The 14,894-nt window shown below is 71.8% G+C and carries 14 protein-coding genes; 7 read left to right on the top strand and 7 right to left on the bottom strand.

Annotated features, from left to right (window positions below; translation table 11 throughout):
* Positions 1 to 109: 109 nt before the first annotated feature.
* The gene (locus ABT147_RS13625) at positions 110 to 553 is read right to left on the bottom strand and encodes a hypothetical protein (RefSeq protein ID WP_351405302.1); all 444 of its coding nucleotides are present in this window, start codon (positions 551 to 553) and stop codon (positions 110 to 112) included.
* A gap of 269 nt (positions 554 to 822) precedes the next feature.
* Here ABT147_RS13625 and ABT147_RS13620 point away from each other — a divergent pair, with 269 nt between their 5' ends.
* The 4 genes from ABT147_RS13620 (at position 823) to fxsA (ending at position 5,011) form a co-directional block, all read left to right on the top strand.
* Positions 823 to 1,263, top strand: a complete 441-nt coding sequence (locus tag ABT147_RS13620; protein WP_033532524.1) for an Lrp/AsnC family transcriptional regulator — start codon at positions 823 to 825, stop codon at positions 1,261 to 1,263.
* Between the two features lie 90 nt (positions 1,264 to 1,353).
* Complete coding sequence (locus ABT147_RS13615; RefSeq protein ID WP_351405299.1) at positions 1,354 to 2,958, top strand: amidohydrolase; 1,605 nt, start codon at positions 1,354 to 1,356, stop codon at positions 2,956 to 2,958.
* Positions 2,959 to 3,552: 594 nt separating this feature from the next.
* Positions 3,553 to 4,368 carry a polyprenol monophosphomannose synthase gene (locus ABT147_RS13610; RefSeq protein WP_351405297.1) on the top strand — a complete coding sequence of 272 codons (816 nt, stop codon included), beginning with the start codon at positions 3,553 to 3,555 and terminating at the stop codon, positions 4,366 to 4,368.
* A 58-nt stretch (positions 4,369 to 4,426) separates the two neighbouring features.
* Complete coding sequence (fxsA, locus tag ABT147_RS13605; protein WP_351405295.1) at positions 4,427 to 5,011, top strand: FxsA family membrane protein; 585 nt, start codon at positions 4,427 to 4,429, stop codon at positions 5,009 to 5,011.
* Positions 5,012 to 5,372: 361 nt separating this feature from the next.
* On the opposite strand, the gene ABT147_RS13600 is transcribed toward fxsA, so the two are convergent.
* From ABT147_RS13600 to yczE, 4 genes are all read right to left on the bottom strand, one after another.
* Positions 5,373 to 5,747 carry an RNA polymerase-binding protein RbpA gene (locus ABT147_RS13600; protein ID WP_003977404.1) on the bottom strand — a complete coding sequence of 125 codons (375 nt, stop codon included), beginning with the start codon at positions 5,745 to 5,747 and terminating at the stop codon, positions 5,373 to 5,375.
* Between the two features lie 266 nt (positions 5,748 to 6,013).
* Positions 6,014 to 7,369 carry an MFS transporter gene (locus ABT147_RS13595; protein WP_351405292.1) on the bottom strand — a complete coding sequence of 452 codons (1,356 nt, stop codon included), beginning with the start codon at positions 7,367 to 7,369 and terminating at the stop codon, positions 6,014 to 6,016.
* 41 nt (positions 7,370 to 7,410) lie between these two features.
* A complete protein-coding gene (locus ABT147_RS13590; RefSeq protein WP_351405290.1) occupies positions 7,411 to 8,178 on the bottom strand; it encodes a glycerophosphodiester phosphodiesterase family protein in 768 nt (255 codons plus the stop codon).
* Complete coding sequence (gene yczE / locus ABT147_RS13585) at positions 8,175 to 8,912, bottom strand: membrane protein YczE (RefSeq protein ID WP_502983086.1); 738 nt, start codon at positions 8,910 to 8,912, stop codon at positions 8,175 to 8,177. Before yczE ends, ABT147_RS13590 begins: the two co-directional genes overlap by 4 nt.
* Positions 8,913 to 9,011: 99 nt before the next feature.
* On the opposite strand from yczE, the gene ABT147_RS13580 reads away from it, so the two are divergent.
* Complete coding sequence (locus ABT147_RS13580; RefSeq protein WP_351405287.1) at positions 9,012 to 10,508, top strand: SCO1417 family PLP biosynthesis transcription factor; 1,497 nt, start codon at positions 9,012 to 9,014, stop codon at positions 10,506 to 10,508.
* Between the two features lie 204 nt (positions 10,509 to 10,712).
* On the opposite strand, the gene ABT147_RS13575 is transcribed toward ABT147_RS13580, so the two are convergent.
* Together ABT147_RS13575 and ABT147_RS13570 are read right to left on the bottom strand one after the other, a co-directional pair.
* The gene (locus ABT147_RS13575) at positions 10,713 to 12,263 is read right to left on the bottom strand and encodes a hypothetical protein (RefSeq protein ID WP_351405286.1); all 1,551 of its coding nucleotides are present in this window, start codon (positions 12,261 to 12,263) and stop codon (positions 10,713 to 10,715) included.
* 38 nt (positions 12,264 to 12,301) lie between these two features.
* Complete coding sequence (locus ABT147_RS13570) at positions 12,302 to 12,496, bottom strand: hypothetical protein (RefSeq protein ID WP_351405611.1); 195 nt, start codon at positions 12,494 to 12,496, stop codon at positions 12,302 to 12,304.
* Between the two features lie 270 nt (positions 12,497 to 12,766).
* On the opposite strand from ABT147_RS13570, the gene ABT147_RS13565 reads away from it, so the two are divergent.
* The gene (locus ABT147_RS13565) at positions 12,767 to 13,159 is read left to right on the top strand and encodes an ankyrin repeat domain-containing protein (RefSeq protein ID WP_351405284.1); all 393 of its coding nucleotides are present in this window, start codon (positions 12,767 to 12,769) and stop codon (positions 13,157 to 13,159) included.
* A gap of 302 nt (positions 13,160 to 13,461) precedes the next feature.
* Positions 13,462 to 14,880: a HEAT repeat domain-containing protein gene (locus ABT147_RS13560; RefSeq protein ID WP_351405282.1), complete on the top strand. Its 1,419-nt coding sequence runs from the start codon at positions 13,462 to 13,464 to the stop codon at positions 14,878 to 14,880.
* Positions 14,881 to 14,894: the final 14 nt, after the last annotated feature.

Here is a 14,894-nt window from a genome sequence, read left to right as displayed (position 1 = left end):
CGGTCACCGCTCCCGGGAATCGTGTCTGAGTTCGCGCCGGAACCGAACGGGGCAGGACGAGTCCTGCCCGCCGGGCGCGCGGACGGCGTGGGTCGAACGGGCCCTGGAATCAGGCGGCTTGGCGCTGGTCGGGCTGCTGACGCCGCATCACCGGCACGCGAATCGGGCGCGAGCCCGGGCCGCCGACGTGCGAGAAGGGCTGGGTCCGCCAGTCGAGGCCCTGCGGGAGCGTCAACAGAAGGGCGGTGTCCTGCTCCTGCGGCTCGAAGGACTCGTCCGCGGGCCGGGCGTCGCCGGCCGGACGGCCCGTACCGGCGCAGACCGTGAGCCCGAACGGGTTCCACGGCGACACGACCAGCGCGTGCTCGGGCAGGTTGTCCTCGTCGGACAGCAGGGCGATGGGCTGGGCGCAGTCCGGGCAGATCACCCGGTACATCTCGAAGGTGTCGTACGCGTCGAACTCGTCGTCCGGTTCGACGCCCTCCGGCTCGGGCTCGACGACCGCCTGGAGTCGCTTGGGTGCGGTACGACCAGGGCGCTTAAGACTCTGCATGGGATTCTCCCCCTCGGGCTGGGCCGTGAAGGCGCTGCGGCCTCCGACCACAGCAAGCACTTCCCGCCCCGTCTCGGCGGTAATCACGAGATCATCACGAAGCCTGTTCGGGTGCTGTGGTCTTCGTCACATGCCGCTCGCAGATGCCCGATACGGTGACGCTGTCACCCGTATGGCGCACAGGTGGCTCTCAGGCACATCACGAACCGGGCATGACCTGCGCCGCTCAGGTATCGGAGGAGATCAACCGCCCTGTAGGTTCTTGCGCCATGGAGGAGCTGGACCGACAGATCGTGCAGCTGCTCGTCGCGGACGGGCGGATGAGCTACACCGACCTGGGCAAGGCCACGGGCCTGTCCACGTCGGCGGTGCATCAGCGTGTGCGGCGACTTGAGCAGCGTGGCGTCATCCGGGGCTATGCCGCGGTCGTCGACCCGGAGGCCGTCGGGCTGCCGATGACCGCGTTCATCTCGGTCAAACCCTTCGACCCCAGCGCCCCCGACGACATCGCCGAACGCCTCGCCGGCGTCCCGGAGATCGAGGCCTGCCACAGCGTCGCCGGCGACGAGAACTACATCCTCAAGGTCCGCGTGGCGACCCCCCACGAGCTGGAGGAGTTGCTGGCGAGGCTGCGCTCCCTGGCGGGCGTCTCGACCCGCACGACGGTGGTCCTGTCCACTCCGTACGAGGCGCGGCCACCGAGGATCTGAGGGGGAGGGTGGGCACGGCCGACAGTGCCGGGTGCCTTGAAGACGCTGCCCTGGTGCACCGCGGCAACCCGCACACGCGAAACTGTCCCCATGAGTGATCGCACCGCCCCACCGAAAACCGTGTTGCTCCGCGGTGGAGAAGTCCACAGCCCCGCCGACCCGTTCGCCACCGCGATGGTCGTGGAACACGGCCAGATCGCCTGGGTCGGCTCCGAGGGCGCCGCCGACGCCTTCGCGTCCGGCGTCGACGAGGTGATCGACCTCGAAGGCGCCCTGGTCACCCCGGCGTTCACCGACGCCCACGTACACACCACGGCCACCGGCCTCGCCCTCACCGGCCTCGACCTGACCGCCGCCCCCACCCTGGACGCCGCCCTCGTTCTCGTACGGGAATTCGCGGCCGCCCGCCCGGCCGACCGCGTCCTCCTCGGCCATGGCTGGGACGCCGCCCGCTGGCCCGGCGGCCGCCCGCCGACCCGCGCCGAACTCGACGAGGCCACCGGCGGACGCCCGCTCTATCTGAGCCGGATCGACGTCCACTCCGCGGTCGCCACCACGGCCCTGCTCGACCTGGTCCCGGGCGCCGACGCCTTCGAGGACGGCCCGCTCACCCGCGACGCCCACCACGCCGTGCGCGCCACCGCCCTCGGCGCCATCACCCCCGTCCAGCGCACCGAGGCCCAGCGGGCGGCCCTCGCCCACGCCGTCTCCCTCGGCATCGGCTCGGTCCACGAGTGCGCGGGCCCCGAGATCTCCTCCGAGGACGACTTCACGGGGCTGCTCCGGCTCGCCGCCGAGGAGCCCGGCCCGCGCGTGGTCGGCTACTGGGCGGAGCGCGACGTGGAGAAGGCGCGCGCCCTCGGAGCGCTCGGAGCCGCGGGTGACCTCTTCGTCGACGGCGCCCTCGGCTCGCACACGGCCTGTCTGCACGAGCCGTACGCCGACGCCGAGCACACCGGCACCGCCTACCTGGACGCGGCGGCTGTCGCCGCCCATGTGGTCGCCTGCACCGAGGCGGGCCTCCAGGCGGGCTTCCACGCCATCGGGGACGCCGCGGTGGCCTCGGTCGTCGAGGGAGTGCGGGAGGCCGCAGAGAAGGTCGGCCTGTCCCGGGTGCGCGCCGCCCGGCACCGTGTCGAGCACGCCGAGATGCTCACCCCCGAGACCGTCGCCGCCTTCGCCGAACTCGGCCTCACCGCCTCCGTCCAGCCCGCCTTCGACGCGCTGTGGGGCGGCGACGAGGGCATGTACGCCCAGCGGCTGGGCGCGGACCGTGCCCGCACCCTGAACCCGTTCGCGGCCCTGCTGCGCGCCGGCGTACCCCTGGCCTTCGGCTCCGACAGTCCGGTCACCCCCCTCGACCCGTGGGGCACCGTCCGCGCGGCGGCCTTCCATCGCACGCCGGAGCACCGGGTGTCCGTGCGCGCCGCGTTCACGGCGCACACACGGGGCGGCTGGCGGGCGGTCGGACGGGACGACGCGGGCGTCCTCGTACCGGGCGCTCCCGCGGACTACGCGGTGTGGCGCACCGGCGAACTCGTCGTCCAGGCCCCCGACGACCGCGTCGCCCGCTGGTCCACCGACCCCCGCTCCGGCACGCCCGGTCTGCCGGACCTGAGCCCCGGCGCCGACCTGCCCGTCTGTCTGCGGACCGTGGTGGCCGGGCGAACGGTCTTCGTGCGGCCGGGCGAGTGATCTCCCGGGACGGCGCGGAACCGATCATGGCCCGTCGGCGCGCCGCGCGACCTGCGGATCCTCCCCTCCGACCAGGCACATGAGGGAAATTCCGCAGGTCACACGGCGGTTGACAGTTGGCCGCAGGAGACGGGTAGGTTCTGCCGGGTCCACCACCGGACGTCCGACCGGGGAACTTCCGCGCGGTCGTCGGAGCGCCGCTGGGTCAGGGGTGGTGCGCCGCACCGGCGTACCGCCACTGGCAGCCAGGCCCAGGGTTCGCGCTCCGGCGAGGGAACGTTCCGGCCCGGTCGGGTAGGTGTGACCCGGGTGGGGCCCGGACGCTCAGTAGACAACGGCTTTCGGTCGATCCGCAGCCAGCGGGTCCCAGGTCGGCCCGAAGGGTGTCGCGGGCCCCCATCCGCAGCGGACGACATCTGTACTCCGCCCGGGATCGGCACGAGAGTTGTGCTGTGGCGGCGCACGAACTACTCAGAGCGCGCTCCCGCACACCCCCTGTTGAATCGACACCCCTCTGGACACCGGACGACACTCCATCGCAGGCCGTGGCCACTATGGTGGTCCTCTGCGTACGGAGGACTTGAAGGGGCAGCAGTGAACGACGGCGACGGGACCCTCGCGGCGGAAGGCCAGGAGAGGCGGTTCGGCCCGCTCGGCACGGCCTTGGTGATCATCCCGACCTACAACGAGGCGGAGAACATCAAGGCGATCGTGGGCCGGGTGCGGAAGGCTGTTCCCGACGCGCACGTCCTGGTGGCCGACGACAACAGCCCCGACGGCACCGGCAAGCTCGCCGACGAAGTGGCCGCCGAGGACGACCGGGTCCAGGTGCTGCACCGCAAGGGCAAGGAAGGGCTCGGCGCCGCCTATCTCGCGGGCTTCCGCTGGGGCATGGAGCACGGCTACGGCGTCCTCGTCGAGATGGACGCCGACGGCTCCCACCAGCCCGAGGAACTGCCCCGGCTGCTGACCGCGCTCAAGGGCGCCGACCTCGTCCTCGGCTCCCGCTGGGTGCCGGGCGGGCGCGTGGTCAACTGGCCCAAGTCCCGTGAACTGATCTCCCGCGGCGGCAGCCTCTACTCCCGGGTCCTGCTCGACGTCCCCGTCCGTGATGTCACCGGCGGCTACCGGGCCTTCCGCCGCGAGACCCTCGAAGGGCTCGGTCTCGACGAGGTCGCCTCCCAGGGCTACTGCTTCCAGGTCGACCTCGCCCGCCGTGCGATCAAGGCCGGCTACCACGTCGTCGAGGTGCCCATCACCTTCGTCGAGCGCGAGCTCGGCGACTCCAAGATGAGCCGGGACATCCTCGTCGAGGCGCTGTGGCGGGTCACGGCGTGGGGCGTGGGGGAGCGGGTCGGCAAGGTCCTCGGGCGGGACGGCAAAGGGGCCGGGGAAGCCAAGCAGGGCTGACGCGGGGGTGATCATCCCCCTTATCCCGTGCTGAGCCCGGACCAGGCACACTGGGAGCATGACGACTGGCGCTCCGCCCCCGACGTATCCCGCCCGGCCCAGGCGCTCCCGGCTGCGCACGTTTCTGCCGTTGGGTGTCGCCGCGTGGCTGGTGCTGGAGATCTGGCTGCTCACGGTGGTCGCGAGCGCGGCCAGTGGCTTCACGGTCTTCCTGCTTCTCGTCGCCGGATTCCTCGTCGGGTCCGCGGTGGTCAAGCGAGCCGGGCGGCGGGCGTTCCGGGTGCTGTCCGAGACGCTGCAACAGCAGCAGGCGGGCGGTGCGGGGGCCTCCGGCGGGGGTGCGGGCAAGAGCGAGGGCAATGGGTTCCTGATGCTCGGTGGTCTGCTGCTGATGCTGCCGGGGCTGGTGTCCGACGCGGTGGGGCTGGTGTTGTTGGTTCCGCCGGTTCAGAGGGCGTTGGGGCGTTATGCGGAGCGGGCCTTCGAGCGGAAGATTCGGGAGGCGGGGGGTGGGGCGTTCGGGGACGCGTTTCAGCAGGCGCGTATGCGTCGGCCCGACGGCAAGGTGGTGCAGGGTGAGGTGATTCGGGACGATGCGGGTTCCGACGATGCCTCGGGGCCGCGTCCGCCGCTGAACCGCTGAGGCATTTGTCTCGCCCCCGCCGCCCCTACCCGTCCCATCCTCAAGGGGCTGCGCCCCTTTGACCCCCTTCGCGCTCCGCGCGGGGTGGGTGGGTGGGTGAGTGCGGGTTCGGTGGGGGCTGGTCGCGCAGTTCCCCGCGCCCCTGGAAAAAGCAGGGGCTGCGCCCCCGTGCTTTTTTCAACGGCCCGCAGGGGCCGTTGCTCTTTCAGGGGCGCGGGGAACTGCGCGAGAAGTCCCACGCACCCGCAGCCGACAACGCACCCCCCGGCCCACCAAAGACCGCAGGCGCCGTACATGTGCGTACGGCGCCTGCGGTCATCTGTTGGGCTGTGGTGCTCCGCTCAACCCCCGTGGGGGCGGGTCAGGCGGATTTGCGGCTGTCTCGCGGATGTACCGCGATGTTCATCGCGCCGGAGCGGAGAACCGCGAGGCGCTCTTCGAGGACCTCTTCGAGTTCCTCACGGGTGCGCCGCTCCATCAGCATGTCCCAATGCGTACGCGCGGGCTTGGCCTTCTTTTCCTCAGGGCCGTCGCCGTCCACGAGGAGTGCCTGGGCCCCGCAGACCTTGCACTCCCACTCCGGCGGAATCTCCGCCTCGACCGAGAAGGGCATCTCGAAGCGGTGCCCCTTCTCGCATGCGTACTCCACGGCCTGGCGCGGAGCCAAGTCGATGCCGCGGTCCGTCTCGTAGCTGGTCACCACGAGGCGCGTGCCGCGAAGAGCTCGCTCACTCATGAATCGTGCCTCCCGGGCTTGTCGCCCACAGGACAGGTGTCGCTGTCGTCGTCATCCGGTCAACGTCCGGTCGGCGGTAAAGATTCCCGTTGCGTGTCCCGTTCCGGGTCATGCGTCGCCGTCGTAGCCGCCCTTGTTGTACCCACCCGCGCCCGGTTTGTCACATCTGACAGCAGATGTCACCCAGCGTTTCGGCATCTTTGACGCGCAGTAACGGTACGCCTGGCAGGCCAAACGCGTACACTACAGCCCTTTCGCTCCCGGCGCTAAATCCTGTCCGGTACGGGGTTGCCCGCGTCGCTGATCGCCCGGCGCACCGGAACCCTCGCGAGCAGGGCGAATCCCAGGACGAAGAAGGCGACCAGGGAGATGATCGCGTCCCGATAACTTCCGGTCAGCTGGTATGTCACACCGAACAGCAGCGGGCCCAGCCAGCTCATGCCCCGGTCGCTCATCTCGTACGCGGAGAAGTACTCGGCCTCCTTGCCGGGCGGGATGAGGTGGGAGAAGAGGGAACGGGAGAGGGCCTGGCTGCCGCCGAGGACCAGACCGATGCCCGACGCGAGGACGAAGAACCACAGCGGGGCGCCCGCCGGGAGGAAGTAGCCGGCGGCGAGGATCAGCGTCCAGGCGACCAGGGAACCGAGGATCGTGCGCTTGGCGCCGTAGCGGCGGGAGAGCCGGCCCATGCCGAGGGCGCCGCCCACCGCCAGGATCTGCACCAGGAGCACCGCGACGATGAGCGTGGACTGTTCCAGGTCGAGTTCCTCGGAGCCGTACACCGAGGCCTGGGAGATCACCGTCTGGATGCCGTCGTTGTAGACGAGGTAGGCGAGGAGGAAGCCGAGGGTGAGCGGGTGGCGGCGCATGTCGCGGACGGTCTCCGCGAGACGGCGCAGACCGGGGGCGGTGGCTTCCCCGCTCTCGCCCGCCGGATTGCGGCGGTCGCGCAGGCGGCTGAGCGGGACCAGGGTGAAGGCGCCCCACCACAGGCCGGCCGAGGCCAGGCAGATGCGGACGGCCATGCCCTCGGAGATCCCGAAGGAATCGTGGGCGGTGAACAGGATCAGGTTCGCGACGAGGACCAGGGAGCCCGCCGCGTAGCCGAACGCCCAGCCCCGGGAGGAGACGGCGTCGCGTTCCTCCGGTGGCGCGATCTGGGGGAGATAGGAGTTGTAGAGCATCATCGCCACGGACTGCGCCGCGTTCGCGACGATCAGCAGGACGCCGCCGAGGAGGTAGCGGTCGCCGTCCAGGAAGAACATGCCCGCGGTCGCGGCGGCGCCCACATAGGCGGCCGCGCCCAGGAGGGGCTTCTTGCGTCCCGTACGGTCGGCCGCCGCGCCCACCAGCGGCATGATCACGACGGCGAGGATCACCGACAGGGACACCGAGTACGCGAAGAAGGAGCCCGCGCGGACCGGTATGCCCAGCGGGTGCACGTAACCGTCCGCGTCGGCGGCGGACTTGGCGACCTCGGTCAGATAGGGGCCGAGGAACACGGTCAGGACGCTGGTCGAATAGACGGAGCAGGCCCAGTCGTAGACGTACCAGCCCCGCTGTTCACGCCGCCTGTCCGCGGCCTCGTCGGCCTCGTCCGTCCGCACGGTGTCGGTGCCCACCCGTGCCCCTCGCTTCCCCGTGAACGGGCCGCGTGAGGGCGTCAGACCCAGGTCCCCCGGTCCTCAAGCACCTTGCGCAGCGTGTCGATGTGATCGGTCATGATGCCATCGACGCCGAGGTCCAGGAGCCGGTGCATACGTTGCGGTTCGTTCACGGTCCAGACGTGGACGTGCAGCCCGCGCGCGTGGGCGGCACGCACGAACCGGTGGTCGACCACGGGCACTCCCGACTGGGACTCCGGCACCTGCGCGGCGACCGGGGAGCGGCGCACCGTGGCGGGGATGCCCCAGGACCGCAGCCGCAGCCCCAGGACGCCGCTCGTGCCGTACGAGGTGGCCAGGCGCGGGCCGGCGAGGCGCTGGGCGCGGGCGACCCGGGACTCGGAGAAGGAGCCGACGCAGACGCGGTCCCACGACTCGGTGCGGGCGATCAGGTTGAGGAGCGGGTGGAGCGCGGGCTCCGCCTTGATGTCGACGTTCCAGCGGACCTCGGGGAAGGCTTCGAGGAGATCCGCGAAGAGGGGGACGGGCTCGACGCCCGCCACGCGCGCGTGCTGGATCTCCTTCCACGGCAGGTCGGCTATGCGGCCCGCCCCGTCGGTCACCCGGTCCAGGGTCGAGTCGTGGAAGGCGACGAGCTTGCCGTCGAGCGTGGCGTGGACATCGGTCTCGATGTAGCGATAGCCCGACTCCACCGCCCGCCGGAACTGGGCCATGGTGTTCTCCAGGCCGTCGGCCGCTCCGCCCCGGTGGGCGAAGGCGATCGGGCCCGGATGGTCGAGGTAGGGGTGGCGTATCGGGGCGGTCACCTGGGCAGTATGGCTCGCTTCGATGGACCGGTGGCAACGACCGTGCTGCCGGATTCCGAGGGGACGGCGAACACGCGCAGGAACAGCTGGGCGAGCGGGCCGATGGACAGGGCGTAGAGGAGCGTGCCCACGCCGACCGTGCCGCCGAGGGCGAAGCCGGTCGCCAGCACCGCCACCTCCACGGCCGTCCGCATCAGCCGGATCGAGCGTCCCGTACGGCGGTGCAGTCCCGTCATCAGGCCGTCGCGTGGGCCCGGGCCGAACCGGGCCGCGATGTAGAGACCGGTCGCCACGCCGTTGAGCACGATCCCGCCGACGAGGAGGGGAATCCGTACGGCCAGGGTGTGCGTCTCGGGCACCAGGGCCAGGGTGGCGTCCATCGCGATGCCGACCACGAAGACATTGGAGACCGTGCCGAGGCCCGGGCGCTGGCGGAGCGGGATCCACAGGAGCAGCACCATCGCGCCCACGATGATCGACACCACGCCGATGGTCAGGCCGGTCAGCTCCGCCAGGCCCTGGTGCAGCACGCCCCAGGGCTCCAGGCCGAGGCCCGCCTCCACGAGGAGCGCGGCGCTGGCGCCGAACAGCGCGAGGCCGGTGTAGAGCTGGGTGAGCCGTCGGCCCAGGCGGCGTGGTGGATGGTCCTCCGGGGCGGGTTGGGGGTCGTCCTGCTGCGGATTCCGCTGCGGGTCCTGCTGTGGTTCGCGCGGCGGCTCGTGCTGTGCGGGCAAGGCTTCCCCCTGGTGGTGCCGGTGGCCTGTCGCATGACACTCTGTGGCTTGGAAAGCGGAGCCATCCATGGCCAATTCGATGAAGGTGGACTGGAAATCATGGCGCAGTGGACTTCGGCGGTCGGAGCGGCTCAGCTCGCGCGGCTGCTCACCTCGCAGCAGGAGCGCCCCGCCGGCCCCGGCACCCGTCGCCCGCCCGCCTACCGTGCGCTCGCCGACGGCATCCGGCTGCTGGTGCTGGAGGGTCGGGTGCCTGTGGCCGCCCGGCTGCCCGCCGAGCGCGAGCTGGCCCTGTCCCTCTCCGTCAGCCGTACGACCGTCGCGGCGGCCTACGAGGCGTTGCGCGCGGAAGGGTTCCTGGAGTCCCGGCGGGGGGCCGGAAGCTGGACCGCCGTGCCGGCCGGGAAGCCGCTTCCCGCGCGCGGACTGGAACCGCTGCCGCCCGAGGCGCTCGGCTCGATGATCGACCTGGGCTGCGCGGCCCTGCCCGCCCCCGAGCCCTGGCTCACCCGGGCCGTGCAGGGCGCCCTCGAGGAACTGCCGCCCTACGCCCACACGCACGGCGACTACCCGGCCGGGCTGCCCGCGCTCCGCTCCATGCTCGCCGACCGCTACACCGCGCGCGGGATCCCGACGATGCCCGAGCAGATCATGGTGACCACGGGTGCCATGGGGGCCATGGACGCCATCTGCCACCTCTTCGCGGGGCGCGGTGAGCGGATCGCGGTGGAGTCGCCGTCGTACGCCAACATCCTGCAGCTGATGCGGGAGGCGGGGGCGCGGCTGGTGCCGGTCGCCATGGCCGACGGGCTCGCCGGGTGGGACATGGACCGCTGGCGGCAGGTCCTGCGGGACGCGGCGCCGCGGCTCGCGTACGTCGTCGCCGACTTCCACAATCCGACCGGCGCGCTCGCCGACGAGGACCGGCGGCGGGGGCTCGTCGACGCGGCGCGGGGCGCCGGGACGGTGCTCGTCGCCGACGAGACGATGAGTGAGCTGTGGCTCGACGACGTGGAGATGCCTCGGCCCGTGTGCGCGTTCGATCCGGCGGGGTCCACGGTGATCACCGTCGGGTCGGCGAGCAAGGCGTTCTGGGCCGGGATGCGGATCGGGTGGGTGCGGGCGGCGCCGGATGTGATCCGGAGTCTCGTCGCGGCGCGGGCGTACGCGGATCTGGGGACGCCCGTGTTGGAGCAGCTCGCCGTGAACTGGCTGATGAGTACGGGGGGTTGGGCGCAGGCCGTGGGGATCCGGCGGGAGCAGGCGCGGGGGAACCGGGACGCGTTGGTGGCCGCGGTGCGGCGGGAGCTGCCGGACTGGGAGTTCTCGGAGCCTCGGGGTGGGCTGACCCTGTGGGTGCGTACGGGGGGTCTGTCGGGGTCGCGGCTCGCCGAGGTGGGGGAGCGGGTGGGGGTGCGGGTGCCGTCGGGGCCTCGGTTCGGGGTCGACGGGGCGTTCGAGGGGTATGTGCGGTTGCCGTTCACCGTGGGGGGTGCGGTTGCCGAGGAGGCGGCGGTGCGGTTGGCGGCTGCGGCGCGGCTGGTGCGGGACGGGGCGTCGGGTGGGGGTGAGGGGCCGCGGACGTTTGTGGCGTGAGGGGTGGTCGGCGGGTGCGTGGACGTTCGGGTGCGCGGTGGTTGGGGCTGGGCGGGGGCGGGGTTTCGCTCACCGGCGCTTGCCGGGTGCCGCCTGCGTCCACCCGTGCCGCCCCAGCGGCACGATTGCCCGCAGTTATGGAGCCCCGTCGTCCCTGGCGGCACGTCTGCCCGCAGCTATGGCGTGTGTTGCCCGGCCGAGTGCTCAGGTCTCCGCCGCCGCTGTCTTCGTCAGGGTGTCCGGTGGGGTGGTGTGGGGTGGGAGGAGGGAGAGGACTGCCTGGCGGTGGGGTTCGGGGGTGTTGTCGTCGTAGGGGTCCGGGGTGGTGGGGACCTGGAGGCGGAGGGTGGGGGCGGAGCCCAGGCGGGCGTAGCCGCGGCCCGGGGGGACGTCCGGGGTGGGGGTGGTCGGGGGTGCGGTGCCCAGGACCGTTTCGACCTGGTCGGCGGAGGCGGGGCCCAGGACCACGCGGGCGCGGGTGTGCTGCCGTACCGCGTCGGTGAGGGCGTCCAGGTGGTCGAACTGTTCGGTGACGACCACGGTCACGTCGACCGCGCGGCCGTGGCGCAGGGGCACCTGGAGGAGGGACTGCGGATCGCGCCGGCCGTCGGCGGCGGCGAGGTGGGTCAGGACGCTCGGGCGGTCGAGGAGGAGCCAGAGGGGGCGGCGGACGTCGTCCGGGGTGGGATGGCCCGCCTGGCGGGCGCGGTTGGTGGCGATGAGGCGGCGTTCCGTCTCCTGGGACGCCCACTCCAGGCTCGCCAGGGCCCCGGAGAGGCCGCACTCCACGGCCAGCACCCCGTCGCGGCCGGTGAGGCAGGCGTACTCGCCGCTGCCGCCGCCCTCGACGATGACGACGTCACCGTGCTGGAGGGCCTGGAGGGCGATCGAGCGCAGGAGGGTCGTCGTGCCGCTGCCCGGTTCGCCCACCGCCAGCAGGTGCGGCTCGGTGGAGCCGGCGCCGGTGCGCCAGACGACCGGGGGCACGTCGCGTTGCTCCTCCCCGGAGGACAGGGGGAGGGTGCGCTGGACGTGGGTGGCGTCGGTGAAGCCGAGGACCGTCTCGCCCGGTGCCGTCACGAAGCGCTGGGCGGCGATGTCGGTGGCGAGCGGGGAGAGGACGGCGACGGTGAGTTCGTTGCCCTCCTCGTCCCAGGTGAAGCGGTACTCACGGCCGCGGCCCGCCTTGGCGTGCAGCACCTGCTCGATGCGCGCGCGGGCTTCGGCCTCGCCGTCGGTGAAGTACGCGGGATAGCGGATCAGCAGATGGCTGACGCGGCCGGTGCCGTCGAACGCGTAGGTGGGGAAGGCCTTGTCCCAGGCGCCCCCGTACGCATAGAGGGGCTCGGGATCCTCGGCGGCCGAGAAGTACGGGACCAGGGCCTCGTACAGGGAGCGCAGCCGCTGGGACTGGGACTCGTCGGGGCCGGCGGGCTCGGGGACGGCGCCGGCGCGGCCCGCCCAGGCTGCCGCCGCCATCAGGGCGATGACGGCGAGCAGCGGGCCGTACGGCACCAGGGTCACGACCAGGATGACCGAGGCCGCCAGGAAGAGCAGTGACCCGCGACGGTCCTTCGGGGTCTCCGCCCATCGCCGGCGCCCGGCGGCGACCAGCCGGCGCAGTCCACGCGTGATCGTGATCAACGGGTGGAGGACGTCGGTGGCGCCGTCGGCCGCCGTCCGGGCCAGCTCCCGACTCCTGGCGAGGTGCGCGCCGCCGGTGCTCAGAATGCGAGGGAGGGGGACCCTGGCCACGGCTGTCTCCTGGGGGGTGCGTGCGGATGGGGACGGGGTCAGAACTTGATCCCACCGAGGAGGCTCGCGAGGCTCTCGCCGCCCGCCGTGATGCTCGGGGCGATGCCCGTGCTGGCGAGGTAGAACCCGAAGAGGGTGACGACGATGCAGTGCGAGGCCTTCAGGCCGTCCTTGCGGAAGAACAGGAAGACGATGATGGCGAGCACGACGACGCACGAGATGTTCAAGAACATGTGGGTCTCCTGGTTGATGGGGACAGTCACCATGAGTTCTTCCAGGGTCACAGCATGTATCCATACGATAAAAGGTGCAAATGAGTGAAATTCCTGGCATTTCGCCCGCATGGCCGTATCGGCGTTGGGCCGTCCGAGCTGGGCTGTTGCGCGCGACGGGACTCGGTGTGATCTTTGCCTCGGCTCTGTCCGCTGATGTGCGCGCCGAGCCAGTACTCTGGCGATTCACCCGTTCGGCTCGAAGCGCGTTTGCGAGAGGTGGTCCCGTCGATGAGCGAAGCCCCCGACCCCGAGGTCGTGGAGCTGGCGACCAAGATCTTCGATCTGGCCCGCCGGGGCGAGACCGAGGCGCTCGTGGCGTACGTCGACGCGGGCGTTCCGGCCAACCTCACCAATGACCGCGGCGACTCGCTCGTGATGCTCGCCGCGTACCACGGTCACGCCGACGCGGTACGGGCCCTGCTGGCCCGTGGCGGTGAGGCCGACCGTGTCAACGACCGAGGCCAGACTCCCCTCGCCGGGGCGGTTTTCAAGGGTGAGGAAGCCGTCATCCGGGTCCTCCTGGACGCCGGGGCCGATCCGCTCGGGGGCACCCCGAACGCGGTCGACACCGCCCGGATGTTCGGCAGGACGGAACTGCTCGAACTGTTCGCAGCACACTGATCCACATGTTCTGACCAGGCAAAACACAAAAGACGGGGGAGGCGGTACGGGGCCGCCGGATATTTCGGTCGCGGCAGGAAGAACCGCCGGGTCATCATGACGTCGTGATTCACGGACATGATGGCTGGGCAGGTGTTGCCGCACCGCGTGGGCCGTGATGCGGTCCGCATGGGCCACCGACGAGAGGCAGAGGAAGATGGTCTACAGCAAGCAAGAGACGGCGGGCGCCCCGACGTGTTGTCACGCGGCCAGGTAAAGCAAGATTCCCGGTTGCGTCGACGCTTGATGTGAGGCTGTTTCCCATGTTCGAACCGGTCATAGCGCCCAGCGGTACGCTGCTCGGCCTGCTGCAGCGGGGCCGCGGCGACGGCACCCTGCACGCGCTCACCGCCCCGCGGGCCGAGGCGCTCGCGGCACTGAACCACTGTGTGCTGAGCGACCCCCGCCACGACTGGCAGGTGGAGAACCGCTCCCTGTACTACGCCCGTCTCTACCTCGATCTGAGCGGCGAGCTCGACGAGATCGAGCGGCACCTCTTCGACGCCGAGGACGTACTCGACACCGACGAGTCACGCACCGGACTGGCCCTCGCCGTCCTCGGGCACCTAGCCTCCTACGGCAGGCGGGACGCGCTCGAACTGCTGCGCGCCTACGCCGCCGTGGGCACCAGCTGGGCCTGGGCCCTGGACGAACTGGCCCTGCGGGACGACGACGAAGGGCTGCGCGCCCTCGCCGAACCCGTCCTGGCCCGCTTCACCACCGATCCCGAGGGCGAGGCCGAGCTGGCCGCCGTCGTCCGCGACGCCTTCGAACCCCGGCCCTGGCGGCTGTGGGCCGACGATCCCCGCGAAGCCGTCGCCACCCGCGTACGGGCCGCCCAGGAGACCGGCTGTTTCGACCGCTGGCAGCGGCAGATGCGACCGAGCGGGCCCCGGCCCGGCTGGAGCGTCAAGGCCGTGTTCGAGTGGGCCCAACAGGGCATCGAACGCGGAGCCGTCCTCCATGTGCCGGCCGCCCGGTGTCTGACGGCCGTCGCCGGTCCCGAGGACCGGCCCGAGATCCTCGCCGCCGCCCGCTCCGGTGACGACGGCGCCCGCTGTACCGCCCTGCGCTACCTCGCCGACGGCAACGATCCCGACGCCCTCGCACTGATCGAGGGCGCCGTGACCGACGGGACGACGATGGTCGTGGAGGCCGCCGTCGACTCCTTCGAACGGATGCGCAGTATGGCCGCCGTCGACCGGGCCCGCGGCTGGGTCCACCGGCCCGACCCGCTGGGCGCCGCCGCCGGGCGCATGCTCGCCTGTCTCGGCGGAGCCAAGGACAGCGACCTGGTGCTGGGCGCGCTGCGGGAGGCCGTACGGGGCGAGGGGCCCGACGCGCCGACCCTGTGGACGCTCGTCGACGGCACCGGCCGCCTGGGCATCGCCTGCGCCGCCCCCGTCCTGCGCCATATCTACCGCGAGACCGCCTCCTCCCACCTCCGTGGCCGCGCCGCCCGCGCGCTCGCCGCCACCGACCCCTCCTTCCCGGCCGGCTTCGCCGTCGAGTGCCTCTGGGACTGCGAGGAGACCACCCGCGAGATCGCCGCCCGGTACGCCGAGACGGGTGACACGCGCGTCGTCGACCAACTCCGCCGACTGGCCGCCGACCCGGCCGAGGAGGCCGAGGTCCAGACAGCCGTACGCAGCCGAATCGGTCCTGACATGCCCGCAGTGTGAACATCGGGTGACTC

The sequence above is a fragment of the Streptomyces sp. NPDC001868 genome (assembly GCF_040297125.1).
Lineage (GTDB): Bacteria > Actinomycetota > Actinomycetes > Streptomycetales > Streptomycetaceae > Streptomyces.
Note: the sequence above shows the minus strand (reverse complement) of the source record. Positions and strands in the feature narration are given on the sequence as shown.

What these genes read in the sequence shown, in the direction of transcription:
- ABT147_RS13625 (WP_351405302.1), bottom strand. Translation starts at nt 553, where the DNA reads ATGCAGAGTCTTAAGCGCCCTGGTCGTACCGCACCCAAGCGACTCCAG.
- ABT147_RS13620 (WP_033532524.1), top strand. Translation starts at nt 823, where the DNA reads ATGGAGGAGCTGGACCGACAGATCGTGCAGCTGCTCGTCGCGGACGGG.
- ABT147_RS13615 (WP_351405299.1), top strand. Translation starts at nt 1,354, where the DNA reads ATGAGTGATCGCACCGCCCCACCGAAAACCGTGTTGCTCCGCGGTGGA.
- fxsA (WP_351405295.1), top strand. Translation starts at nt 4,427, where the DNA reads ATGACGACTGGCGCTCCGCCCCCGACGTATCCCGCCCGGCCCAGGCGC.
- ABT147_RS13600 (WP_003977404.1), bottom strand. Translation starts at nt 5,747, where the DNA reads ATGAGTGAGCGAGCTCTTCGCGGCACGCGCCTCGTGGTGACCAGCTAC.
- ABT147_RS13580 (WP_351405287.1), top strand. Translation starts at nt 9,012, where the DNA reads ATGGCGCAGTGGACTTCGGCGGTCGGAGCGGCTCAGCTCGCGCGGCTG.
- ABT147_RS13570 (WP_351405611.1), bottom strand. Translation starts at nt 12,496, where the DNA reads ATGTTCTTGAACATCTCGTGCGTCGTCGTGCTCGCCATCATCGTCTTC.
- ABT147_RS13565 (WP_351405284.1), top strand. Translation starts at nt 12,767, where the DNA reads ATGAGCGAAGCCCCCGACCCCGAGGTCGTGGAGCTGGCGACCAAGATC.
- ABT147_RS13560 (WP_351405282.1), top strand. Translation starts at nt 13,462, where the DNA reads ATGTTCGAACCGGTCATAGCGCCCAGCGGTACGCTGCTCGGCCTGCTG.